General features: G+C 31.1%; 31 protein-coding genes, 3 tRNA genes and 1 pseudogene. 27 read left to right on the forward strand and 8 right to left on the reverse strand.

The genetic code is table 11. The features are described from left to right. Nucleotides 1–128 precede the first annotated feature (128 nt). The 5 genes from tsaD to F1564_RS00710 all read right to left on the reverse strand — a co-directional run bounded on the left by tsaD (nucleotide 129) and on the right by F1564_RS00710 (nucleotide 2986). The gene (tsaD, locus tag F1564_RS00690; RefSeq protein WP_018451572.1) at nucleotides 129–1148 is read right to left on the reverse strand and encodes a tRNA (adenosine(37)-N6)-threonylcarbamoyltransferase complex transferase subunit TsaD; all 1020 of its coding nucleotides are present in this window, start codon (nucleotides 1146–1148) and stop codon (nucleotides 129–131) included. A gap of 182 nt (nucleotides 1149–1330) precedes the next feature. Continuing rightward, entirely contained in the window at nucleotides 1331–2371 is a 1041-nt protein-coding gene (locus F1564_RS00695) for a glycosyltransferase family 9 protein (protein WP_018451571.1), read from the reverse strand. Between the two features lie 349 nt (nucleotides 2372–2720). After that, nucleotides 2721–2797 (reverse strand) — tRNA-Met (locus F1564_RS00700). 3 nt (nucleotides 2798–2800) lie between these two features. Beyond that, nucleotides 2801–2877 (reverse strand) — tRNA-Met (locus F1564_RS00705). Between the two features lie 21 nt (nucleotides 2878–2898). After that, nucleotides 2899–2986: transfer RNA gene (locus F1564_RS00710), tRNA-Leu, on the reverse strand. Between the two features lie 357 nt (nucleotides 2987–3343). On the opposite strand from F1564_RS00710, the gene F1564_RS00715 reads away from it, so the two are divergent. The 27 genes and pseudogenes from F1564_RS00715 to secY all read left to right on the forward strand — a co-directional run bounded on the left by F1564_RS00715 (nucleotide 3344) and on the right by secY (nucleotide 21013). Next, nucleotides 3344–4855: a UDP-N-acetylmuramoyl-L-alanyl-D-glutamate--2,6-diaminopimelate ligase gene (locus F1564_RS00715; protein ID WP_026231312.1), complete on the forward strand. Its 1512-nt coding sequence runs from the start codon at nucleotides 3344–3346 to the stop codon at nucleotides 4853–4855. A 357-nt stretch (nucleotides 4856–5212) separates the two neighbouring features. Beyond that, nucleotides 5213–5581 (forward strand): 30S ribosomal protein S12, encoded by a 369-nt coding sequence (gene rpsL, locus F1564_RS00720; protein ID WP_006806098.1) that lies wholly within the window; start codon nucleotides 5213–5215, stop codon nucleotides 5579–5581. 32 nt (nucleotides 5582–5613) lie between these two features. Then, complete coding sequence (rpsG, locus tag F1564_RS00725) at nucleotides 5614–6084, forward strand: 30S ribosomal protein S7 (protein WP_018451569.1); 471 nt, start codon at nucleotides 5614–5616, stop codon at nucleotides 6082–6084. A gap of 229 nt (nucleotides 6085–6313) precedes the next feature. Further along, nucleotides 6314–8398 (forward strand): elongation factor G, encoded by a 2085-nt coding sequence (gene fusA / locus F1564_RS00730; RefSeq protein ID WP_018451568.1) that lies wholly within the window; start codon nucleotides 6314–6316, stop codon nucleotides 8396–8398. Nucleotides 8399–8430: 32 nt separating this feature from the next. After that, nucleotides 8431–9614 (forward strand): annotated as a pseudogene (gene tuf, locus F1564_RS00735) (elongation factor Tu). 184 nt (nucleotides 9615–9798) lie between these two features. Further along, nucleotides 9799–10104 (forward strand): 30S ribosomal protein S10, encoded by a 306-nt coding sequence (rpsJ, locus tag F1564_RS00740; protein WP_018451256.1) that lies wholly within the window; start codon nucleotides 9799–9801, stop codon nucleotides 10102–10104. A gap of 60 nt (nucleotides 10105–10164) precedes the next feature. Next, nucleotides 10165–10791 (forward strand): 50S ribosomal protein L3, encoded by a 627-nt coding sequence (gene rplC / locus F1564_RS00745; RefSeq protein WP_018451257.1) that lies wholly within the window; start codon nucleotides 10165–10167, stop codon nucleotides 10789–10791. 21 nt (nucleotides 10792–10812) lie between these two features. Beyond that, complete coding sequence (gene rplD, locus F1564_RS00750) at nucleotides 10813–11457, forward strand: 50S ribosomal protein L4 (protein ID WP_018451258.1); 645 nt, start codon at nucleotides 10813–10815, stop codon at nucleotides 11455–11457. Next, the gene (gene rplW, locus F1564_RS00755) at nucleotides 11457–11741 is read left to right on the forward strand and encodes a 50S ribosomal protein L23 (RefSeq protein ID WP_018451259.1); all 285 of its coding nucleotides are present in this window, start codon (nucleotides 11457–11459) and stop codon (nucleotides 11739–11741) included. Before rplD ends, rplW begins: the two co-directional genes overlap by 1 nt. Before the next feature lie 187 nt (nucleotides 11742–11928). Further along, a complete protein-coding gene (gene rplB, locus F1564_RS00760; RefSeq protein WP_018451260.1) occupies nucleotides 11929–12756 on the forward strand; it encodes a 50S ribosomal protein L2 in 828 nt (275 codons plus the stop codon). A gap of 205 nt (nucleotides 12757–12961) precedes the next feature. Beyond that, complete coding sequence (gene rpsS, locus F1564_RS00770) at nucleotides 12962–13231, forward strand: 30S ribosomal protein S19 (RefSeq protein WP_018451262.1); 270 nt, start codon at nucleotides 12962–12964, stop codon at nucleotides 13229–13231. 58 nt (nucleotides 13232–13289) lie between these two features. After that, a complete protein-coding gene (gene rplV / locus F1564_RS00775) occupies nucleotides 13290–13628 on the forward strand; it encodes a 50S ribosomal protein L22 (protein WP_018451263.1) in 339 nt (112 codons plus the stop codon). Nucleotides 13629–13643: 15 nt separating this feature from the next. Further along, entirely contained in the window at nucleotides 13644–14300 is a 657-nt protein-coding gene (gene rpsC, locus F1564_RS00780) for a 30S ribosomal protein S3 (RefSeq protein WP_018451264.1), read from the forward strand. 1 nt (nucleotide 14301) lies between these two features. Next, on the forward strand, nucleotides 14302–14727 hold the full coding sequence (gene rplP / locus F1564_RS00785; protein WP_018451265.1) for a 50S ribosomal protein L16: 426 nt from the start codon (nucleotides 14302–14304) through the stop codon (nucleotides 14725–14727). Next, on the forward strand, nucleotides 14727–14918 hold the full coding sequence (gene rpmC / locus F1564_RS00790; protein WP_006806082.1) for a 50S ribosomal protein L29: 192 nt from the start codon (nucleotides 14727–14729) through the stop codon (nucleotides 14916–14918). Before rplP ends, rpmC begins: the two co-directional genes overlap by 1 nt. An 11-nt stretch (nucleotides 14919–14929) precedes the next feature. Then, nucleotides 14930–15190, forward strand: coding sequence for a 30S ribosomal protein S17 (rpsQ, locus tag F1564_RS00795; RefSeq protein ID WP_018451266.1), 261 nt, complete (start codon nucleotides 14930–14932; stop codon nucleotides 15188–15190). A 95-nt stretch (nucleotides 15191–15285) separates the two neighbouring features. Further along, the gene (rplN, locus tag F1564_RS00800) at nucleotides 15286–15654 is read left to right on the forward strand and encodes a 50S ribosomal protein L14 (protein WP_006806080.1); all 369 of its coding nucleotides are present in this window, start codon (nucleotides 15286–15288) and stop codon (nucleotides 15652–15654) included. 15 nt (nucleotides 15655–15669) lie between these two features. Continuing rightward, a complete protein-coding gene (gene rplX / locus F1564_RS00805; RefSeq protein ID WP_018451267.1) occupies nucleotides 15670–16053 on the forward strand; it encodes a 50S ribosomal protein L24 in 384 nt (127 codons plus the stop codon). Between the two features lie 25 nt (nucleotides 16054–16078). Then, entirely contained in the window at nucleotides 16079–16633 is a 555-nt protein-coding gene (gene rplE, locus F1564_RS00810; RefSeq protein ID WP_018451268.1) for a 50S ribosomal protein L5, read from the forward strand. Between the two features lie 30 nt (nucleotides 16634–16663). Next, nucleotides 16664–16951, forward strand: a complete 288-nt coding sequence (rpsN, locus tag F1564_RS00815; RefSeq protein WP_006806077.1) for a 30S ribosomal protein S14 — start codon at nucleotides 16664–16666, stop codon at nucleotides 16949–16951. Nucleotides 16952–16972: 21 nt separating this feature from the next. Next, nucleotides 16973–17368: a 30S ribosomal protein S8 gene (rpsH, locus tag F1564_RS00820; protein ID WP_018451269.1), complete on the forward strand. Its 396-nt coding sequence runs from the start codon at nucleotides 16973–16975 to the stop codon at nucleotides 17366–17368. Nucleotides 17369–17400: 32 nt separating this feature from the next. Next, the gene (rplF, locus tag F1564_RS00825) at nucleotides 17401–17934 is read left to right on the forward strand and encodes a 50S ribosomal protein L6 (RefSeq protein ID WP_018451270.1); all 534 of its coding nucleotides are present in this window, start codon (nucleotides 17401–17403) and stop codon (nucleotides 17932–17934) included. 13 nt (nucleotides 17935–17947) lie between these two features. Further along, nucleotides 17948–18310, forward strand: a complete 363-nt coding sequence (gene rplR / locus F1564_RS00830; RefSeq protein ID WP_018451271.1) for a 50S ribosomal protein L18 — start codon at nucleotides 17948–17950, stop codon at nucleotides 18308–18310. Between the two features lie 18 nt (nucleotides 18311–18328). Then, on the forward strand, nucleotides 18329–18838 hold the full coding sequence (rpsE, locus tag F1564_RS00835) for a 30S ribosomal protein S5 (RefSeq protein ID WP_018451272.1): 510 nt from the start codon (nucleotides 18329–18331) through the stop codon (nucleotides 18836–18838). 21 nt (nucleotides 18839–18859) lie between these two features. Then, nucleotides 18860–19039 (forward strand): 50S ribosomal protein L30, encoded by a 180-nt coding sequence (rpmD, locus tag F1564_RS00840; protein WP_006806072.1) that lies wholly within the window; start codon nucleotides 18860–18862, stop codon nucleotides 19037–19039. Between the two features lie 5 nt (nucleotides 19040–19044). Further along, nucleotides 19045–19659, forward strand: coding sequence for a 50S ribosomal protein L15 (gene rplO, locus F1564_RS00845; protein ID WP_018451273.1), 615 nt, complete (start codon nucleotides 19045–19047; stop codon nucleotides 19657–19659). Between the two features lie 46 nt (nucleotides 19660–19705). Then, nucleotides 19706–21013, forward strand: a complete 1308-nt coding sequence (gene secY / locus F1564_RS00850) for a preprotein translocase subunit SecY (protein WP_018451274.1) — start codon at nucleotides 19706–19708, stop codon at nucleotides 21011–21013. 535 nt (nucleotides 21014–21548) lie between these two features. On the opposite strand, the gene F1564_RS00860 is transcribed toward secY, so the two are convergent. The 3 genes from F1564_RS00860 to phnC all read right to left on the reverse strand — a co-directional run bounded on the left by F1564_RS00860 (nucleotide 21549) and on the right by phnC (nucleotide 23985). Beyond that, complete coding sequence (locus F1564_RS00860) at nucleotides 21549–22355, reverse strand: PhnE/PtxC family ABC transporter permease (RefSeq protein ID WP_026231289.1); 807 nt, start codon at nucleotides 22353–22355, stop codon at nucleotides 21549–21551. A gap of 74 nt (nucleotides 22356–22429) precedes the next feature. Continuing rightward, entirely contained in the window at nucleotides 22430–23224 is a 795-nt protein-coding gene (locus tag F1564_RS00865; RefSeq protein WP_018451276.1) for an ABC transporter permease subunit, read from the reverse strand. An 11-nt stretch (nucleotides 23225–23235) separates the two neighbouring features. Next, nucleotides 23236–23985, reverse strand: coding sequence for a phosphonate ABC transporter ATP-binding protein (gene phnC, locus F1564_RS00870; RefSeq protein ID WP_018451277.1), 750 nt, complete (start codon nucleotides 23983–23985; stop codon nucleotides 23236–23238). Nucleotides 23986–23995: the final 10 nt, after the last annotated feature.

Here is a 23995-nt window from a genome sequence, read left to right on the forward strand (position 1 = left end):
CAAATGTATTATAAATCTTTTTAATGGATTAAACCTAATTTTTACTTTTAAATAATTAGAATAAATATCCACTTTTTAAATGGGGAATAGTATAAAATATCAAAATTTATTCACAAATATGCAAATTTCTAATTTTTAGTAGAAATCGCATCCACATCGTATTGTTTCAATTCACCTTGAGAATTATTTTTTAAATCATAATAAGCCGCAACTCCTATCATAGCCGCATTATCAGTACAATATTCCATTTTCGGAAAATGAACTTGAATTTGCTCATTTTCATCAGTTTTTAAATTTGTAAATTCTAAAAATTTTTCACGAAGCCGTTTATTTGCAGAAACACCACCTGCAACAAGTATCGTTTTCACATCTTTTTCTTTCACAGCCATCAAAATTTTATCATATAGCACATTTACGATAATTTCCTGAAGAGATTTTGCAATATCTTCTTTTGAAAATGGATTACCTTTCATATTTTGAGTATTTACATAGTTAGTTATAAAAGTTTTTATTCCGCTAAAACTAAAATTATAACCATCAACTTTTGGTTTTTTTATTTTCAGAATATCTTTACCACTTACTGACAGTTTATCAATATGCGGACCTCCTGGATATTCTAGCCCCAATATTCTTGCAATTTTGTCATATGTTTCCCCAACAGCGTCATCTAACGTTTCACCAAGTAAATCAGTAATTATTTTTCCATTTTCTTCATAAATGTAGTATAAATTTGTATGTCCGCCTGATACAACTAGTGATATTGCAGGTAATTTTACATCATTGTCAATGAAACTTGAGAAAATATGTCCGTTAATATGATTTACTGGGATTAATGGAATGTTATTGGCATAGCTTAGGGATTTTGCAAACATTAAGCCTACAAGTAAAGACCCGATAAGTCCAGGAGTATTTGTTACTGCGATATAATCAATATCACTTAATTTACAGTTGGCTTTTTCCAGAGCTTCAGTAAATACCGGTAAAATATTTTCTATATGGTGTCGTGAAGCAATTTCAGGCACTACACCGCCAAATTCTTTGTGAATATCAATTTGTGTGGAAATAATATTGCTTAAAATCTTTTTCCCATCCTCAACAACTGCAACAGAAGTTTCATCACAAGATGATTCAAATGCAAGTATTTTCATAATTTTTCTCTCTTTCTTTTTGTGTTTTTTTATTTTTTGTATAAAATTATTTGATAATTTATAAAAATTTTGTTAGTTATGTTCGATAAACTAAGTTTTTTTCTATACAAGGGTTAAAATACCTTGCTTCAGGATATTTATTTTATTAAATTCTAAATTTATATAGTTATCAAACAGGTCTATTAATTGTATTCTTTAATAATTTTATTAAATACAGTTTCTATTGAGATTCCAGTCATACAATCTGCGTATTTTTTTGGAAATTTATTGTCTCCGTAAAGTGAATGTGGCGGACAGCTTGGATTATTGAGTAAAAAAGTATTTTTTTCAAAGGAAAATAATTTCGGATCAGTCGGTCCAAAAAATACAAAAGTCTTGGCTTTTACAGCCCTAGCTATATGAAATGGGCCTGAGTCATTTGTAACAGCCACTTTTGCATATTTCAACAATATTCCACTTTCCTTAAAGGAAATTTTCCCGCACAAATCAATAATTTGGACATTTTCATCAGTTTTTACAACATTTTCATCTTCTTTTCCGCCAATCACAAAAATTCTTAATTTTTCCTCATTATTTACAAATTTATTTTTATTTTTCAAAATTTTTTTTGCCAATTCATCATAATAAGGCCATTTTTTCGTAAATTTAGAAGCTCCAGGAGCTAACACAAAATAATTTCCATTTTTCAAATCATATTTTTTTACAAACTCTTCTTCCATTTTTTTATCAATATAAAATTCTAGATTATCCCCAAGTCCATTTTTTATGTTTTCATCCAAAAAATTTATTCCTAATTTTTTTAAAGCTGTAAAATAACTCTCAACAATAGTACAATCTGCATTATAAGTTATAAGTTTTGCTTTTACAAGAATAGTTTTCCACCATTTTCTTTTTTTATATCGGCAATAGTGAGTATGCTTATTTTCAAGACTTTTTCCAATAATTCTAGACAGAAATTTAGAATGAAGATCAATGACATAGTCATAATTTTCTGTTTTTAGTCTATTTATCATATTTTTTATATATTTTTGATCCTTACTTTTTTTCTTATCAAAAATTATCAAATTTCTAATTTCAGGATTTAATGAAATTGCTTCAGAAAAAGTATTGTAAACTACAAAATCTATTACAGCCTTTGGATATTTTTCTCTAATTGCCCTTATTACTGGAGTTGTAAGCACTATATCTCCAAATGAGCTAAATCTTATTATTAATATTTTCATATTTTTTCCTCTTCTAAAGTATAATATTTTACTCGATTTCTTTAATATCAAGATAAATTTAAGTAAAAATTTGAGCAAAATATTTATAAGTTTTTAAACTTTTATTTATGTTACTTCATGTTATTTTATAATTTAAAACTATTATTAGTCAAGTGTTTTTCTTTCTAAAAATAGAAATTATATTTTATTTATTTTCTGACAAGGGGTCTTGACCCCTTGCATAGTAGAAATTATAGCAAATCTATTATTTTAATGGAAAATAGTATAAAATAAAAAAATGTAGCCATTTAACTACATTTTATAAAAAAAAATACCTACATTAATTGCAAGTATAGCTTAATTAATATAATGGTGCCTAGAAGAAGATTCGAACTTCCGACCCTACGGGTATGAACCGTATGCTCTAGCCAACTGAGCTATCTAGGCATTTGGTGGCGGGAGCTGGATTTGAACCAACGACCTTCGGGTTATGAGCCCGACGAGCTACCATGCTGCTCTATCCCGCGACAATAAAAATTTCTTATAAGTGGTGCCTCGGGCCGGACTTGAACCGGCACGGGATAAATTCCCACAGGATTTTAAGTCCTGTGCGTCTACCGATTTCGCCACCAAGGCATATTTACTTAAAAGTAAACTTACAAATAAGATTATACAGTATTTTCTTAAATTTGTCAACAACTTTTTTTTCTAGATTTTTTTTAGTTAAAGTGGTAAAATATATTATAAGGTATTTTTAGATCTCTTAAAAATTCAGATTAATAAAAGCTAAATAAATTTAACAAATTTAAAATTTAGTTTGAAATAAGCTGTTTCATAGTAAGACTACTTTAAAACCGAACTCAAAAATTATAATTTTCTACATTAAGTCCTAGTTTTACTTAATTTTTAATCAGTTCGATTTTAAGAAGGTTTGAATATATTATTAAAAATTTTAGAATTATAAGATTTTTGGAAAAGGAAGAGGATATGAAAATGTATAAAATATTTAAAGATGTAAATTACAAAGTGCTTCAAGAGGGTGAAAACTTTGAAATCAAGGGTATTGAGTATGATTCACGGAAAATTGAAAAGGATTTTGTATTTGTGGCAATGACAGGAAGTACTGCAGATGGGCATGATTTTATTCAAAAGGCTATTGACAGTGGAGCTAGAATGATTATTTGTGAAAAGAATGTGGATATAAAAGAATATAAAAATGCTGATTCTGCAACTTTTGTCCAAGTGGAAGATATACGTAAAAAATTAGGAATAATTGCTTCAAATTATTACGATTATCCACAAAATAAAATAAAAATAGCTGGAATTACAGGAACAAACGGAAAAACTACATCAAGTTTTATTTTGGAAAATATTTTGGAAAAAACAGCTAGAATAGGAACTACTGGAAACCGTATTTTAGATGAAGAATTTGAAACAGTTAATACAACTCCAGAATCATTGGAATTAATAAAATTAATAGATAAAAGTGTAAAAAAAGGTGCAGATTATTTTATAATGGAAGTTAGTTCCCATGCTCTTGAAATTGGACGTGTGGATATGCTTCAATTTGATTCTGCAATATTTACTAATTTAACACAAGATCATCTTGATTTTCATAAAACTATGGAAAATTATTTTAATGCTAAGAAAAAAATATTTTCAATGTTGAGAAATAATGGTACAGGAATAATTAATACTGATGATAAGTATGGAGAAAAAATTTATTCTGAAAAAAAAGATGAAAATAATGATTATATTTCCATAAGCATAAAAAATGAAGAAGCTGATATATGGGGAGATATTTTAAATTATACAAATCATGGAATGAAAATAAAAATAAACTTGGATAACTATTTTGAAAGAAGAAATCTTGTAAAAAGTAAAGATGAAGAAGAATACAAATTTGAAATAGAATTAGTGGGAGAATATAATTTGTATAATGTCCTTGGCTGTGTTGCCAGTGCATTGTCGCTTGGAGTAAAAATAGATTTTATTGTGAAAAAATTACAGGAAATGCCATCAGTTCCAGGAAGATTTGAAACAATAAAAAATAATCTGGAAGCAAGGATCGTAGTGGATTTTGCACATACAGATGACGGACTTTTAAATATTGGAAAAACTTTGAAGCAAATTACAGATAATCAAGTAATTACAATATTTGGTGCAGGTGGTGACAGAGACCATGATAAGCGTCCAAAAATGGCAAAAGCGGCAACAGAATTTAGCGATTACATCATTTTAACATCAGACAATCCTCGTACAGAAAATCCTGTAAAAATTTTAGCAGATATAGAAAAAGGGCTTATTGCTGAAAAATACCCATTTGACAAATATATAATTATTGCCGATAGAGAAAAAGCTATAAGATACGGAATGCGACTTCTTCAAAAGGGAGACAGCCTTTTAATCGCAGGAAAAGGACATGAAACTTATCAAATAATTGGAAATGAAAAAAACCATTTTGATGATAGAGAAATAGTAAGAAAAATTTTAGAAGAAAAATAAAACTATGTTTTTTGTTAAGTTTTAGTCATCTAAAAAATATTAAATAAAAATCTTTATAGCCCTTGACAAAAGGGCTTTTATAGTATAAAATAGTTAGGTTAGAACTCATAACTAAATTTTGAAAAATATATTATTTTATAAAATAGTGTGTTTTGAAGTGAATTTTAGAGTAAATCGACATACTTAAAATAAGTGTGCAGTTATGTTTGATGAGAAAAGCAAAAAAATTAAAAACTTTGTCAAGTGCAGCTTTATCAAATATAGATTGAAGAAATGAGCTTTATAAAAAGTTTTAGTTTTGAAAAATAACGCGAGAATAAATATATAAATCAAAGAAATTTGAGAGGAGGAAAACAGATGCCTACTATTAATCAATTAGTAAGATTTGGTAGAAGTACAACTGAGAAAAAGAAAAAATCACCTGCATTGAAAGGTAATCCACAAAAAAGAGGGGTTTGTGTAAGAGTATATACAACTACACCTAAAAAACCTAACTCAGCCTTAAGAAAGGTAGCAAGGGTTAAATTAGTAAATGGAATCGAAGTTACTGCTTATATTCCAGGAATCGGACACAACTTACAAGAACATAGTATCGTTCTTTTAAGAGGAGGAAGAACAAAAGATTTGCCGGGGGTTAGATATAAAATAATCAGAGGAGCATTGGATACAGCAGGAGTTGTAAACAGAAAACAAGGTAGATCAAGATACGGAGCGAAAAAAGGGTAATTAATTTTTAAAAAAGTAAGGAGGACAATTAAGTGTCAAGAAGAAGAAGAGCGGAAAGAAGAGATGTATTACCAGATTCTCAATTTAACGATAAAGTAGTAACTAAATTCATTAATGGATTAATGAAAGATGGAAAAAAATCATTAGCTGAGCATATTTTTTATTCAGCATTGCAACAAATAACTGAAGAAACTCAAGAAGAAGGAATTGAAGTATTCAGAAGAGCAATGGAAAATGTAAGACCTCAATTAGAAGTAAGATCTAGAAGAATCGGAGGGGCAACGTACCAAGTACCAGTTGAAGTGAGAAAAGAAAGACAACAAACTTTAGCAATCAGATGGCTAGTTAGATATACAAGAGAAAGAAAAGAATACGGAATGGTTGCTAAACTAAAAAAAGAATTAATTGCTGCTGCCAATAACGAAGGTGGATCAATTAAGAAAAAAGAAGATACATATAAAATGGCTGAAGCAAATAGAGCATTCGCACATTACAAATGGTAATCTTAAATTTGCTTAATAAAATATTGAGCATTAAAAAATATTTGATATTTATATTTTTACAAAATTCATTTTTTCAGAATTGAATTATAAAAATATGATAATCAGGGTAGGAACTATCCAAAGCGCTTGGTAAATATATTTTCCAAGAAGCTCTAGCTTTTAAAAATTTAGAGCAGTTTACACATACTTCTTTTTAAAAGAAGTTTAAAAAATAAGGAGGAAAAATTAAATGGCAAGAAAAGTTGCTTTGAAAGATACCAGAAATATTGGTATCATGGCACATATAGACGCCGGAAAAACAACTACGACTGAAAGAATTTTATTTTATACAGGAGTAAATCATAAAATCGGAGAAGTTCACGAAGGAGCTGCTACGATGGATTATATGGAACAAGAACAAGAAAGAGGAATTACAATTACATCAGCTGCAACGACAGCGTTCTGGAATGGACATAGAATTAATATAATAGATACACCAGGCCACGTTGACTTTACAGTTGAAGTAGAAAGATCATTAAGAGTATTAGATGGATCTGTTGCTGTATTCTCAGCAGTTGATGGAGTTCAACCGCAATCAGAAACTGTTTGGAGACAAGCAGACAAATATAACGTACCAAGAATGGCATTTTTAAATAAAATGGATAGAGTCGGTGCAGATTTTAATATGTGTGTAAACGATATTAAAGAAAAATTAGGTGGAAATGGTGTACCAATTCAATTACCAATCGGTGCAGAAGATAATTTTGAAGGAATTATCGATCTAGTAACAATGAAAGAATATTTATTTAAAGATGAAACTATGGGAGCTGATTATGAAGTGGTTGACATAAGAGCTGAATTAGCAGACGAAGCTCAAGAAGCTAGAGAACATATGATAGAATCTGTAGTTGAAACTGATGAGGAATTGATGGAAAAATACTTTGGTGGAGAAGAAATCACTGAAGAAGAAATTAAAAAAGCATTGAGAGTTGCTACAATCGCAGGAACTGTTGTACCAGTTTTATGTGGAACAGCATTCAAAAATAAAGGGATTCAACCATTACTTGATGCAGTAGTTGCTTATATGCCATCACCACTAGACATTAACGGTGGAAAAATTAATGGAACTGACCCTAAAACTGAAGAACCTATTCAAAGAGAAATGGGAGACGATGCTCCATTTTCAGCATTGGCGTTCAAAATCATTACAGATCCATTTGTTGGAAGATTATCATTCTTCAGAGTTTATTCAGGAGTCCTAGAAAAAGGATCATATGTATTAAACTCAACTAAAGGTAAAAAAGAAAGAATGGGAAGATTGCTTCAAATGCACGCTAATAAAAGAGAAGAACTTAATGTAGTTTACTCTGGAGATATAGCTGCGGCAGTTGGATTAAAAGATACTACAACAGGAGATACATTGTGTGCTGAAAATGCTCCTATTATCTTAGAAAAAATGGAATTCCCTGATACAGTTATCCAAATTGCGGTAGAGCCAAAAACTAAAGCCGATCAGGAAAAAATGGGAACAGCTCTTGCAAAACTTGCAGAAGAAGATCCAACATTTAAAGTAACGACTAACCAAGAAACTGGACAAACACTTATCGCAGGAATGGGAGAATTACACTTGGAAATCATTGTAGATAGAATGAAACGTGAATTCAAAGTGGAAGCAAATGTTGGTAAACCGCAAGTTGCTTATAGAGAAACAATTAATGGAGCAACAGATGTTGAAGAAAAATATGCGAAACAATCTGGAGGACGTGGACAATACGGACATGTTAAGATGAAAGTTGAAGCTAATCATGGAAAAGGCTATGAATTTGTTAATGAAATTACTGGAGGGGCTATTCCAAGAGAATATATACCAGCAGTAGATAAAGGGATTCAAGAAGCATTAGAAGCAGGAGTTGTTGCAGGATACCCTGTTCAAGATATAAAAGTTACATTGTATGATGGATCTTACCATGAAGTCGATTCATCAGAAATGGCATTTAAAATAGCAGGTTCAATGGCAGTTAAAAAAGGGCTTAGAGCTGCTAATCCAGTATTATTGGAACCAATCTTCAAAGTAGAAGTAACTACTCCAGAAGAATATATGGGAGATGTAATCGGAGATTTGAATTCAAGACGTGGACAAGTTTCAGGAATGACTGACAGAAATAACGCAAAAATTATTGATGCAAAAGTACCTTTAGCACAAATGTTCGGTTATGCAACTGATTTAAGATCAAAAACACAAGGAAGAGCATCTTACTCAATGGAATTTGAAAAATATGTAGAAGTTCCAAAAAATATTGCTCAACAAGTAATTGATGAAAGACAAGGTAAATAATAAAAATAAAATAAAATGGAGGAAAAATTAAAATGGCAAAAGCTAAATTTGAGAGAAGCAAACCACACGTAAACATAGGGACAATAGGTCACGTTGACCACGGTAAGACAACAACAACAGCGGCAATTTCAAAAGTATTATCTGAAAAAGGTCTAGCTGAAAAAGTTGACTTTGAAAACATTGACCAAGCCCCTGAAGAAAGAGAAAGAGGGATTACAATTAACACGGCTCACATTGAGTATGAAACAGAAAAAAGACACTACGCTCACGTAGACTGTCCAGGCCATGCTGACTATGTAAAAAATATGATTACAGGAGCAGCTCAAATGGATGGAGCTATCTTAGTAGTATCAGCAGCTGACGGTCCAATGCCTCAAACAAGAGAACACATCTTGCTGGCAAGACAAGTTGGAGTGCCTTACATTGTAGTATACTTGAACAAGGTAGACATGGTAGATGATGAAGAGTTATTAGAATTAGTAGAAATGGAAGTAAGGGAACTATTGAACGAATATGGATTCCCAGGAGATGACGTGCCAGTAATCAAAGGGTCTTCATTAGGAGCATTAAATGGGGAACAAAAATGGGTAGATGCAATTGCAGAACTAATGGACGCAGTGGATGAATATATTCCGACACCAGAAAGACCAGTTGACCAACCATTCCTGATGCCAATTGAAGATGTATTTACAATTACAGGAAGAGGAACAGTAGTAACAGGAAGAGTAGAAAGAGGAGTAGTGAAAGTTGGGGAAGAAGTAGAAATTGTAGGAATCAAGCCAACTTCAAAAACTACAGTAACAGGAGTAGAAATGTTCAGAAAATTATTGGATTCAGGACAAGCTGGAGATAATATAGGAGCATTGCTAAGAGGAACTAAGAAAGAAGAAGTGGAAAGAGGGCAAGTACTTGCAAAATAGGAACAATCACTCCACATACAGGATTTAAATCAGAAGTATATGTATTGACAAAAGATGAAGGAGGAAGACATACACCATTCTTCACAGGATACAAGCCACAATTCTACTTCAGAACGACTGACATTACAGGAGAAGTAAACTTGCCAGAAGGAGTAGAAATGGTAATGCCTGGAGACAACATAGAAATGACAGTGGAACTAATTCACCCAATCGCAATGGAAGAAGGATTAAGATTTGCGATAAGAGAAGGTGGAAGAACAGTAGCTTCAGGGGTAGTTGCAACTATTACTAAGTAGTTATGAATAGTAATTTTTTTGAAATATGAAAAAAATATTGCAGATAATTAAAATATTTGTTATAATATTTAGAAATGTAATAGAAAGAATAGTTTGAGTTAAATAAAAAGGAGAGATTAGATTTTGATAATCTAATTTCTCTAATTATTAAAAAAACAAGGTAAAATAAACAGGAGGAAAGACTTTGGATAAAATAAGAATATATTTACAATCTTATGATCACAAGCTGTTGGATCAATCTGCTAAAAAAATTGCAGAAGTAGCTAAGAAAAATGGTTCAGAATTAGCAGGACCACTTCCATTACCTACAAAAATTAAAAAATATACAGTTTTAAGATCAGTTCACGTAAATAAAGATTCAAGAGAACAATTTGAAATGAGAATTCACAGAAGATTTGTAGAAATCAAAAATTCAAATCAACAAATCGTAAATGCATTGGCATCATTAAACTTGCCATCAGGTGTGGGAGTTGAAATTAAGCAATCGTAAGGCTTAGTACAAGTTGGCATAAAAGCTGTCAACCAATATATTAAGGAGGAAAAGTAAAAAATGATATTAGGTAAAAAAATCGGAATGACTCAAATTTTCGAAGATGAAAAATTAATTCCAGTTACAGTAATTGAAGCAGGAACTAACTTCATTACACAAATTAAAACTGAAGAAAAAGAAGGATACAACGCTATCACATTAGCTTATGGAGATAAAAAAGAAAAAAATACTACTAAACCATTATTAGGTGTATTTAAAAAAGCAGGAGTTACTCCAAAAAGATTTCTTAAAGAATTTAAAGTAGCTAATCCAGCTGACTTTACATTAGGACAAGAAATTAAAGTAGACGTATTAGAAGGTATCGAATTTGTTGATATTTCTGGAACTTCAAAAGGTAAAGGGACTGCAGGAGTTATGAAAAGACATAACTTTGGTGGAAACAGAGCTTCACATGGGGTTTCAAGAAACCATAGACTTGGAGGTTCTAACGCAGGAGGAGCCGCATCAAACAGTAACGTTCCAAAAGGTAAAAAAATGGCTGGAAGATTGGGAGCTGAAAAAGTAACAGTTCAAAACTTGCAAGTTATTAAATATGATGTAGAAAACAGTCTTTTATTAGTAAAAGGTGCTGTTCCAGGACCAAAAAATGGTTACTTAGTTATCAAAAAATCAGTAAAGAAATATTAATAGGAAAGAGAGGAGGATAACATGCCAGTTTTAAATATATATAAATTAGACGGTTCACAAGCAGGAACTATTGAAGTAAATAACGACATATTTGGAATTGAACCAAATAAACACGTAATGCACGAAGTTTTAGTAGCAGAATTAGCTGAAGCCAGACAAGGATCTGCCTCAACAAAAACAAGAGCAGAAGTAAGAGGTGGAGGAAGAAAACCTTTTAGACAAAAAGGAACAGGAAGAGCAAGACAAGGATCTACAAGAGCACCACACATGGTAGGTGGAGGAGTAGTTCACGGACCAAAACCTAGAAATTATGCTAAAAAAGTAAATAAAAAAGTTAGAAGATTAGCTTTAAGATCAGCTTTAGCTCAAAAAATTAGTGAAGGAAATGTAATTGTATTAGATGATTTTGCTTTAGAAACACCAAAAACAAGAACATTTATTGATTTTGCAAAAGCATTGAACTTTGATGGCGTAAAACAGTTATATGTAACAAATGATGATACAGATACTGTAGATAGAGATTACTTCTTATACTTATCTACTAGAAATATTGAAAAAGTTGCAGCAATTAATACGAGAGATTTAAGTATTTACTGGTTAATCAAACAAGATAAAGTAATTTTAACTAAAGAAGCTCTTGCAACTATTGAGGAGGTGCTGGCATAATGCATATTACTGATATTATCAAAAAACCTATAATTAATACAGAAAAAGCTAGAACTTTGCTAGAAAATAATGAATATGTTTTTATCGTAGATAAAAGAGCAAATAAGCTTCAAATTAAAGATGCGGTTGAAAAATTATTCAATGTAAAAGTTCAAGGCGTAAATACTTTAAACATTAAGCCAAAAAACAAAAGATTCAGAATGTCAATGTATAAAACAGCTGCTATAAAAAAAGCAATTGTTAAATTAAAGGCTGGAGAATCAATTACAGCTTACGAAGGATAAATAATACATAAAATTTATTTTGATTTTGAAGTTTAATTAAAAAAAGCAAAATGAACAATTTTTTTGTGGAAATTCTTTAATAAAAATGCTATAATAAATAAGTTATGTAAAATTATAGAAATTATTTAAAAAATTTTTGAATAATTATAAAATTAAAAGAGAAATAGGAAGAGAGGGAACATAAGTTATGCCAATAAAAAAATTAAAACCGATGACTAGTGGGACACGGCATATGTCGATATTAGTTAATAAGGACTTAGATAAAGTAAGACCTGAAAAATCTTTAGTTGAGCCATTAAATTCATCTTATGGAATTGACAACTATGGACATAGAACAGGTAGAAATAGACATAAAGGACACAAGAGATTATATAGGGTAATTGACTGGAAAAGAAATAAGATCGGAGTACCAGCAAAAGTTGCAACTCTTGAATATGATCCAAACAGAACTGCAAACATCGCATTGTTGCACTATGTTGATGGAGAAAAAAGATATATCTTGGCTCCAAATGGACTTAAAAAAGGTGATATTGTATTATCAGGAGAAGGTGCAGATATCAAACCTGGAAATGCGTTAAAATTAAAAGACTTACCAGTAGGGACAGTTATTCACAACGTTGAATTAATGCCTGGTAAAGGTGGACAGTTAGCAAGATCAGCAGGAACAGCTGCAAGACTTGTTGCAAAAGAAGGAACTTACTGCCACGTAGAATTACCATCTGGAGAATTAAGACTTATTCATAAGGAATGTATGGCTACAATTGGAGCAGTAGGAAATTCTGAACATTCATTAGTATCATTAGGAAAAGCTGGAAGAAATAGACACTTAGGAAGAAAACCTCACGTTAGAGGATCTGTAATGAACCCTGTGGATCACCCACACGGAGGAGGAGAAGGTAGATCTCCAATAGGTAGAAAATCACCAGTTACACCTTGGGGTAAACCTACACTTGGTAAGAAAACTAGAGGTAAAAAACCTAGCGATAAATTCATTGTTAGAGGAAGAAAAAAATAATTGTTTAAAAATTGACTTAATATTCCAAAATATATTGATAAAATTTTTAAATAAAAAACGTAGAAATGGACTGTGCCAGCCAAAATATCTAAATAGAAGTTTGGCTGAATATAAAAATATTGCTTAATACATGGAATTAAATAATCTAAGATGAAATGTATTGAGTAACATTTCTCGATTTAAAAAATGAAATAAGGAGGAAAGAATGGCTCGTTCATTAAAAAAAGGACCTTTTGTTGATGCATATTTATTAAAAAAAATAGAAGCATTAGGAGGTAAAAAACAAGTTATTAAAACATGGTCTAGAAGATCAACTATATTCCCTCAATTTATTGGACATACTTTTGCTGTATATAACGGTAAAAAACATATACCTGTATATGTGACTGAGGAAATGGTTGGACATAAATTAGGTGAATTTGCACCAACTAGAACTTTCTATGGACATGGAAAAGATGCAAAAAAAGCTAAATAATATGAAAAATTAAGAGATAAAAGTTAATAGATATACATTGGAAAGGAGAGGACTTTGAATGGCAGTTGTAGCTAAATTGAAATACCAAAGATTGAGCCCTCAGAAAGCAAGATTAGTTGCTGATATTGTAAGAGGGAAAAACGCATTGCAAGCATTAAATATATTAAAATTTACAAACAAAAAAGCAGCATTATACATAGAAAAAACATTAAGATCAGCCATTGCAAATGCTGAGCATAATAACAATATGGATCCTGATAAATTATTTGTTTCAAAAATATTAATTGACAAAGGACCTGTATTAAAGAGAATCAGCCCAAGAGCAATGGGAAGAGCTGATATTATCAGAAAACCAACAGCTCACATCACAGTAGAAGTTGATGAAAAAGAAGATTAATAAGGAGGTAAGTCTGTGGGACAAAAAGTAGATCCTAGGGGGATAAGATTAGGAATCACAAGAACTTGGGATTCAAAATGGTTCGCTGAGGGGAAAGAGTACGTAAATAATTTTCATGAAGATTTAAAAATAAAAAAATATATTAAGAAAAACTATTACCACGCGGGGGTTTCTTCTATTCAAATAGAAAGAACATCACCTACAGAAGTAGCAGTTATCATAGAAACTGGAAAAGCTGGAATTTTAATTGGTAGAAAAGGTCAAGAAATTGAAGCTTTAAAAGTAAAATTGGAAAAATTAACTGGTAAAAGAGTACAAATTAAAGTACAGGAAATCAAAAATCCTAATAAAGACGCTCAATTAGTAGCAGAAAGCATTGCAACAGCAATCGAAAAAAGGGTTGCTTATAAAAGAGCAGTTCAACAAGCTATTCAAAGAGCAGAAAAAGCTGGGATTAAAGGAATTAAAGTTATGGTATCGGGAAGATTGAATGGTGCCGAAATTGCAAGAAGTGAATGGACACTTTCAGGAAGAGTACCACTACATACTTTAAGAGCAGATGTTGATTATGCAACAGCTACTGCACACACTACATACGGTGCTTTAGGATTAAAAGTATGGATATTTAATGGTGAAGTTCTTTCTACTACAAAGGAAGGAGAAAACGAATAATATGTTAATACCTAAAAGAACGAAATATAGAAAACAGTTCAGAGGAAAAATGGGTGGTGTAGCAACTAAAGGAAACAAAGTTGATTTTGGTGAATTTGGACTTGCCGCTAGAGAATTTGGTTGGATTACTTCAAGACAAATTGAGGCTTGTAGGGTAACAATCAACAGAACGTTTAAAAGAGAAGGTAAAATTTGGATTAGAATATTCCCTGATAAACCTTATACAAAAAGACCTGAAGGAACAAGAATGGGTAAAGGTAAAGGTAATGCAGAAGGTTGGGTAGCAGTAGTTAAAAAGAATAAAATAATGTTTGAAGTTGGTGGAGTATCTGAAGAGAAAGCCAAAGAAGCATTAAGAAAAGCTGGACATAAACTACCTATAAAAGTTAAATTTGTTAGAAAAGAAGAAGTAGGTGGTGATAAGTAATGACAATTAACGAAATTAGAGAATTATCATTGGAAGAATTGGAAGTTAAAGTAAATGAATTGAAACAAGAATTGTTTAATTTAAAATTTCAAAAAACTCTTGGACAATTACAAAACACTGCTAAAATACGAGATGTTAAAAGAACAATAGCAAGATTAAAAACTGTTGTAACTGAAAAAACTGGTAAATAGGAGGATCAAGAGTGGAAAATAAAAGAAACGAAAGAAAAGTAAGAGAAGGAATCGTTGTTTCAAATAAAATGGATAAAACTGTAGTTGTTCTTGAAGAAACAATGAAATTACACAAACTTTATAAAAAAAGAGTAAAAACTTCTAAAAAATATAAAGCACATGATGAAAACAATGACTGTGGAATCGGAGATAAAGTGCAAATTATGGAAACTAGACCATTAAGTAAAGATAAAAGATGGAGAGTTGTTACAATTTTAGAAAGAGCTAAATAATTTAATCTTACTAAAAAATTACTTGATGTTTTATTTTCAATATTAAAACAGGAAAAAAATAGTGTGAGTTAACATTTGAGAGGAGGAAATTTTAAATGGTTCAACAACAAACGATGCTTAATGTTGCTGATAACACTGGAGCTAAAAAAATCATGGTTATTAGAGTATTAGGTGGATCAAGAAGAAGATTCGGTAAAATAGGAGACATCGTAGTAGCAACTGTAAAAGAAGCTATACCAAATGGAAACGTTAAAAAAGGTGATGTAGTTAAAGCCGTAATCGTTAGAACAAGAAAAGAATTAAAAAGAGCAGATGGTTCATATATAAAATTTGATGATAATGCGGCAGTTATATTAAATACAGCATTAGAAGTAAGAGGGACAAGAATTTTTGGACCTGTAGCAAGAGAATTAAGAGCGAAAAACTTTATGAAAATAGTTTCTCTAGCACCAGAAGTATTATAGGAAGGAGAGTTAAACGTGGCTAAACCAAACTTAAAATCAGTACCTAAAAGATTACATGTTAAAACTGGAGATACAGTTATTGTAATTAGTGGTAGATCAAAAGATTTGTTACGTAATGAGAGCAGTACGCAAACTGGAGATAAAGGAAAAATTGGAAAAGTATTAAAAGTATTCCCTAAAACTGGAAAAATAATTGTTGAAGGTGTAAATATCAAAAAAAGACATATTAAACCTAATGCAATGAACCCACAAGGCGAAGTTGTAGAAAGAGAAATGCCAATCTTCTCATCTAAAGTAATGCTTTGGGACGAAGGAGCAGGGAAACCTACAAGAGTAAGAAAAGAAATTAGAGATGGAAAAAAAGTAAGAATATCAGTTGTATCTGGTAATGAAATATAATATTTTAGAGAGGAGGATGTAATAAATGGCTGAAAAATATATTCCAAGATTACAGAAATTATACAAAGATGAAATAGTTTCATCATTATTGAAAGAATTAAATTTATCTAATGTTATGGAAGTACCAAAAATTGATAAAATAGTAGTGAATATGGGGATTGGAGAAGCAGTAAGCAATCCTAAGTTAATAGATGCGGCTATTGCTGAATTAGCACAAATTACAGGACAACAGCCTGTACCAAGAGCAGCTAGAAAATCAGAAGCTGGATTTAAATTAAGAGAAGGACAAAAAATTGGAGCAAAAGTTACATTAAGAAAAGAAAAAATGTATGAATTCCTAGACAGATTAATCAGCATTACATTACCAAGGGTAAGAGATTTTGAAGGTGTTTCACCTAAAGGATTTGATGGAAGAGGAAATTATACATTAGGACTAAGAGAACAAATCGTATTCCCTGAAATCGAAATTGATAAAGTAGATAAAATCTTTGGATTAGGAATTACAATTGTATCTACAGCACAAAATGATGAGCAAGGAAGAGCTTTATTAAAAGCATTCGGAATGCCGTTTGCAAAATAGTATTATTTTGAAGGAGGTGTAATTTAATCAATGGCTAAAAAAGCAATGGTTGAAAGAAACTTAAAAAGAGAAAAAACAGTTGATAAATATGCAGCTAAAAGAGCTGAATTAAAAGCAAGAGCTAAAAAAGGTGATAGAGAAGCAATTTTAGAATTATCTAAATTACCAAGAAATGCTTCACCTACAAGAGTTAGAAATAGATGTCAGATTAACGGAAGACCAAGAGGTTACATGAGAGAATTTGGTATTTCAAGAGTTATGTTCAGACAATTAGCAGGAGAGGGAGTTATCCCAGGAGTAAAAAAATCAAGTTGGTAATTTTGAGAGGAGGAAGAATTAATGTATTTAACAGATCCTATTGCTGATATGCTTACTAGAATCAGAAACGGAAACATGGCTAAACATGCACAAGTTGCAGTACCATTTTCAAGAATTAAAGAAAGTATAGCAAATATATTAAAAAATGAAGGATATATAAACGGTTATGAAATTAAAGAAGAAGGAGCTATAAAAAATATAGTTGTTTCTTTAAAAACTGTAGATGGAGAAGCTGTAATCAAAGGGTTGAAAAGAATATCAAAACCTGGAAGAAGAGTTTACACATCTGTAGAAAGTTTACCTAAAGTATTAGGTGGATTAGGAATTGCCATTGTCTCAACACCACAAGGTGTTATTACAGACAAGGAATGCAGAAAGCATAACGTTGGTGGAGAAGTTCTTTGCTACGTGTGGTAATTTACGCATTTTATAAATTAGGAGGATAAACAATGTCAAGAATAGGTAACAAACCTATAACTATACCTGCTGGCGTTGAGATTAAGCAGGATGGAAACACTTTTACTGTAAAAGGGCCAAAAGGGCAATTAGTAAGAGAATTAAGCAGTGAAATTAAAGTAAATATTGATGGTAACGAAATTACATTTGAAAGACCAAATAATTTGCCAAATATAAGAGCTCTTCACGGAACTACAAGAGCAAACTTAAACAATATGATTGTCGGAGTAAGTGAAGGATTTGCTAGAGGATTGGAATTAGTCGGAGTAGGGTACAGAGTACAAGCTAGCGGAAAAGGATTAACATTATCTTTAGGATATTCACATCCAGTTGAAATTGAAGCAGTAGAAGGAATTACTTTCAAAGTTGAAGGAAATACTAAAATTTCTGTTGAAGGAATTGACAAACAATTAGTTGGACAAGTTGCTGCAAATATAAGAGCTAAACGTCCACCTGAACCATATAAAGGAAAAGGTGTTAAATACGCTGATGAAGTAATTAGAAGAAAAGAAGGTAAGAAAGGATAGGAGGTAGATTTTAATGGTAAAAAAACTTGATAGAAATAAATTAAGACAAAAAAAACATAGAAGTATTAGAAAAAAAATCGTTGGAACTGCTGAAAGACCTAGACTTGCTGTGTATAGAAGTTTACAAAATATCTTCGTTCAAGTAATTGATGATACAACTGGAAACACTTTAGTTTCTGCATCAACTATTGAAAAAGGTGCGAAAATTGAAAATGGTTCAAATATTGAAGCAGCTAAACAAGTTGGAGAAAGAATTGCTAAGAAAGCGTTAGATAAAGGGATTACTGCTGTTGTATTCGACAGAGGTGGATACGTGTACACAGGAAGAATTAAAGCTGTGGCAGATGCTGCTAGAGAAGCAGGATTAAAATTCTAAAGATAAGGAGGATTTATTTTGGCTAGAGATAGAGATAACAGAGAAAGAGAAAGTGAATATAAAGAAAGACTTTTAAGAATAAGCAGAGTTTCTAAAACTGTTAAAGGAGGAAGAAGAATTTCATTCTCAGTATTAGCAGCTGTTGGAGATGAAAAAGGAAAAGTAGGTATCGGTTTAGGAAAAGCTAACGGTGTACCTGATGCAATTAGAAAAGCCATTGCAAATGCTAAGAAAAACCTAGTAAATGTTTCATTAAAAGGTGGAACTTTACCACATGAGCAAATTGGAAAATACAACGCAACTAGTGTATTATTGAAACCAGCTTCAAAAGGGACAGGAGTTATCGCAGGTTCAGCAACTAGGGAATTACTTGAGCTAGCAGGTGTAACCGATGTGCTTACAAAAATTAGAGGTTCAAAAACTAAAGATAACGTTGCAAGAGCAACTTTAGAAGGTCTTAAACAATTACGTTCTATCGAAGATGTTGCAAGACTTAGAGGAAAATCAGTTGAAGAAATTTTAGGATAATAAGGTTAGGAGGTAAAATTAATGTCTAAAGTAAAAGTAACGCTTGTAAAAGGAATTAATGGAAGAAAACCTAATCATGTTGCGACTGTAAAATCACTTGGATTAAGAAAAATCAGTCAAAGTGCAGTTCATAACAAAACTGCTGATATTGAAGGAAAAATTAAATTAGTTTCTTATTTACTTAAAGTAGAGGAGGTTTAGAATAGATGAATCTTAATGAATTAAGACCTGCTGCTGGATCGAAAAGAGAAAGAAAAAGAGTAGGAAGAGGACATGGAACTGGTTGGGGAAAAACAGCTGGTAAAGGTCACAATGGACAAAAACAAAGATCAGGTTCTTATGTATCACCTATATTTGAAGGTGGACAAATGCCTATTATTAGAAGAATTCCTAAGAGAGGATTCTCTAATGCACCATTTAAAAAAGATATAATAGCAATTACATTGGCTGATATTGTAGAAAGATTCAATGATGGAGATGTAGTTAGCTTAGAAACATTAGTTGAAAATGGAATAGTTAAAAACCCTAAATTTATAAAAAAATATTCTGATGAAGCATTGAGAAATGTAAAAGGAAGAAGAGCTGTAAAAGAGTACTTAAACTCAAATGTTGAGGCTTATGTAAAAGAAAAAGAATTTACTAGCTTATTAAAAATTATAGGGAATACAGAAGTTAATAAAAAATTAACTGTAAAAGCGCACAAAATCTCAAAAGCAGCTAAAGAATTAATCGAAAAAGCTGGAGGAAGTGTAGAATTATTAGAAATCAAATCATATTCAGCTAAAGCAGGAAATAATAAAAAAGAAGATGGAGATAAGTAAGATTTAATATCTTGCTTTTTCTTCATACACTAAAGGAGTGGTAGAATTGACTCTAGCTGAAGCAGTATCAAGTAGGGTAAAAGCTATTTTTAATATACCTGAGTTAGAAAAAAGAGTAACGTTCACATTACTTATGATAATGGTTGCAAGAGTTGGAATTCACATAGCAGTTCCTGGAATTAATACAGAGGCTTTTAAAAATTTCCAGCAAGGAAATGCGATTGCTCAATTTTTAAATTTATTTTCGGGTGGAGCTGTTGAAAGAGCTTCAATTTTTGCATTGGGAATTGTCCCTTACATTAATGCTTCCATTGTATTTCAATTATTAGGAGTAATTTTTCCTAAAATAGATGAAATGCAAAAGGAAGGTGGAAAAGAAAGAGATAAAATAACTCAATGGTCAAGATATGTAACAATTGTACTTGCATTAATTCAATCTTTTGGAATTGCAATATTAATGCAAAATCAAGGATTAGTGTTAGAACCAGGTTCTAAATTTATACTTAGTACAGTAGTTCTAATTACAGGAGGAACTTCATTTTTAATGTGGATTTCTGAAAGAATCTCGATAAGAGGTATTGGAAATGGGACATCAATGTTGATTTTCTTAAATATTGTTGCTGGATTGCCATCAGTTATTAGTAATATGTCTGCTGGATTGCCTAGTGGAATGGGAAAAGTTTTATTAGGCTTATCAGTAATAGTATTTATAATATTTATTGCATTAATGGTAATTGTACAGTTAGCTGAAAGAAGAATTCCTATTCAATATGCTGGAAAAGGAAGTCTTGGATTTGGTGGTGGACAAAGTACAGTTGGAAAAAGAACATACTTGCCATTAAAAATAAATATGTCTGGAGTAATGCCAATAATCTTTGCGTCAGTATTGATGGCAGCACCTCCGTTTTTAGTTTCAATGATGAAATCTGGAAATTTAAAAAACTTCTTGGCAGCTCAATTTGAGCCAAAAGGAATTTTTTACTTATTATTATTTGCAATATTAATTACAGTATTTTCATTTTTTTATACACTTACAATTGCTTTTGATCCAGACAAAGTATCTGATGACTTAAAGCAAAGTGGAGGAACAATTCCAACAGTAAGAGCTGGAAAGGAAACTGCTGATTATTTGGAAAAAGTTGCAACAAGAGTAACATTTGGAAGTGCGATATTTTTATCATTATTAGGTATTATGCCAAATATATGGTTTGGATACATCTTAAATCTTCCAGTAATGCTTGGAGGAACAAGTTTACTAATTCTAGTTGGAACTGCTGTAGAAATATTATTGCAGATAGACTCATTCTTGGCAGTTAAACATATGAAGAGTTTTGTAAATAGAAGACATCGTTAATATTAAAATTTAGATTTTATATAAAATAAAAAATCTCTAATTAGTTAAAATACTTTTTAGAGTTTTTTTATTTATTAAGTAAACTAGATTCATATTTTTTAATTAGAGAATATCCAAAACTTTGGAATAAAAGAGAGAGAGGCTATCAAGATACAGATTTTATTCATATAAAAAGTATTATTTCATTATATTGGTTGATACAGGTCTAAATATGTGATATTGTTTCAAAAGAAAGTATTATTTCGATAGAATGATAAGATTATCACAGTAAAACAGGCTGCTGAAAAATGGAATATATCCGATAGAAGAGCAAGAATTTTATGCTCTGGAGAAACTCTTGGTGCATATCAAGAAGGAAGAGCTTGGAAAATACCATATAATGCAATAAAGCCAACTGATTGAAGATATAAAATTACAAAATCGTTCATTTCAATATTAAAAGAAAAATTAGTCAATGACAAGTTATTGCTAACAAGGGGTTCTGCCCCCTTGCATAACTATTTCTCTATTTAAATGGGAAATAATATTAAAAATTTTAATTTTTCAAATATTTTTTTCTCAATAAATATGAAATAAATTCCAATATAATTGCTACACCAAATATTAAATATACAAATACTCCAATTTCACGTATATCAAAATACATTGTTCCAGACATAAACATATCGTATCCAATTCCACCAGCTCCAGCGGCAGCTCCTACTAAAACCGCATTTGTAAAGTTTATTTCAAAACGGATAAAAGTCCAGGATAGAATAGAAGTTATAGTGCTTGGTAAAATTCCTTGAAAGATAATTTTCCAAAATGAAGCTCCTGTTGCACTTAAGGCTTCGATAATTCCACTGTCTATTTCTTCAATGCTTTCAGAATAGGCTTTTACGAGGTAGGCGATGCTATGGAAGGACATTCCTATAATTGCAGCTTCTACTCCGACATTTGCGACGACTGAAAAGACCATAACCCATAATATTGTTGGGATTGCTCGAATAAAGGATAAACCTAATTTTATAATTTTTGATAAATGTTTATTGGAAAGATTTTGGGCTGCAAAAAAGGATAAAAATAATGCTATAAATGAGCCAATTATTGTTGTAAGGACTGCTAGGGCGATTGTTACTGCAAGGCTTTGAAACACTTGGGCATAAGTGTATCTGTCAGATAAACTAGGAGAAAAAAACATTGTTTTTAAGTCTTTAAAAAAATGTTTAGTTGCTTCAATAATATTGACACCTCCAAAATCCATTGTGACTAAAGTATAAACTGTAATAATTAATAACACTGATAAAGTTGTGTATAAATAGATTCTTGATTTTGTAAGTTTTTTTATTTTTATTTTTTCCAAAAGAATATTCACCTTCTTTTTTATTTTATTTATTTCTTTTTGATTTTTATAATAAAGAAAATTATTCAAATATTTTACATTAATTCACTTCTAAGTTTGTTTGAAAGAATTTCTATGCCAACTACAATGACTGTAACGACTAAAATTACAAGCCCAGCGGCATCGTAACGGAAACTTTTGTAATATAAGCTAAATGTAAATCCTATTCCAGTTCCTGTTAAAATACCGACTAATGTTGATTCCCTAACTCCAGTTTCTATGAAAAATAGAAGCCAGGATAAAAGCTGGGAAGATATGCTTGGAATAACTCCGCAAAATATTATTTGAAAATATGAAGCTCCTACTGACTTTAATGCTTCAATCACATCGCCTGTAACGTCGTCTATTGTTTCAGAAAAGGCACGTGTCAAATATCCAAATGTTATTAGAAATAACGCCAGAAAGCCTGTAAATTGGCTTTGTTTAAAGGAAAATACAAGTATTAATGACCAGGCTACAATTGGCATATTTCTAAAAAATGAAGCGATTACTTTTGTTATAATTTTTGTAAAAATGTTGATTCCAGTTGAGTTTGAGCCGATTATTGCGAGAAATAGGGCAAATGTTGCTGAAATCATTGTGGAAGTTATGGCAAGAAAAACTGTTTTTAGAGCAGAATTTAGGATTTCTGGAAAATATTGGAGGGCATTTTGTGAGGGAATAAATTTTTGAAGTAGCCAAAAAATTCCAGCTGGAATTGAGGAGAATGCCATTCCATTTTGAAAACCTGAAATAATAGAGGATATTATGTAAAGTAAAATAATTATCAGCACAAATATAATTTTAGAATAAAATCTCTGTTTAAAAATATCTTTTTTGTCTAAGTTCATAAAACCTCCCGTTAATCCTGTTCTTCATCTTTATAAATAAATTCAATCGTGTCATTTGTAAGATATTCTGGCTTATCATCAAAAATTTTTTCACCTTTATTCAAAGCAATGATCCTGTTGGAATATTTTTTTGCAATATCAACTTGGTGAAGATTGACAATGCATGTAATTTTCAGTTCTGTAACGATTTTTTTTAAATAATCCATTATATTTTCGGAAGTTTTTGGATCAAGTGAAGCGATTGGCTCATCACAGAGAAGCAGTTTCGGCTTTTGCATTATTGCTCTCGCAATTCCCACACGCTGTTTTTGCCCACCTGAAAGTTCGTTACACTTCTGATAGGCATATTTAGTCATATTTACCTTTTCTAAAAAGGTAAAAGCCTCTTTTTTTTCCTCTTCTGAATAAATTCCCAATATTCCAGCAAATATGGACTTATATCCAAGCCGTCCATGAAGCACATTTTCAATAACAGTCAGTCTTTCCACAAGATTATAATTTTGAAAAATCATACCAATTTCACGCCTTACAAGCTCAATTTCCCTTTTCTTTAAATTCTCGATATTCCTATTTTCAAATAAAATTGAACCTTGGGAAATATCAATCATTTTATTAATACTTCTAAGCAATGTCGATTTTCCAGAACCCGATGGTCCAATGATGGAAATAAATTCTCCCTTTTCCACGTCAAATGAAACGTTCTTTAAGGCAGTTATTCCATTGTTATATTCCTTTGAAATATTTTTTACACTTAATAACATAAAAAAATTC

The organism is Leptotrichia shahii (genome assembly GCF_008327825.1).
Taxonomy (GTDB): Bacteria; Fusobacteriota; Fusobacteriia; order Fusobacteriales; family Leptotrichiaceae; genus Leptotrichia; species Leptotrichia shahii.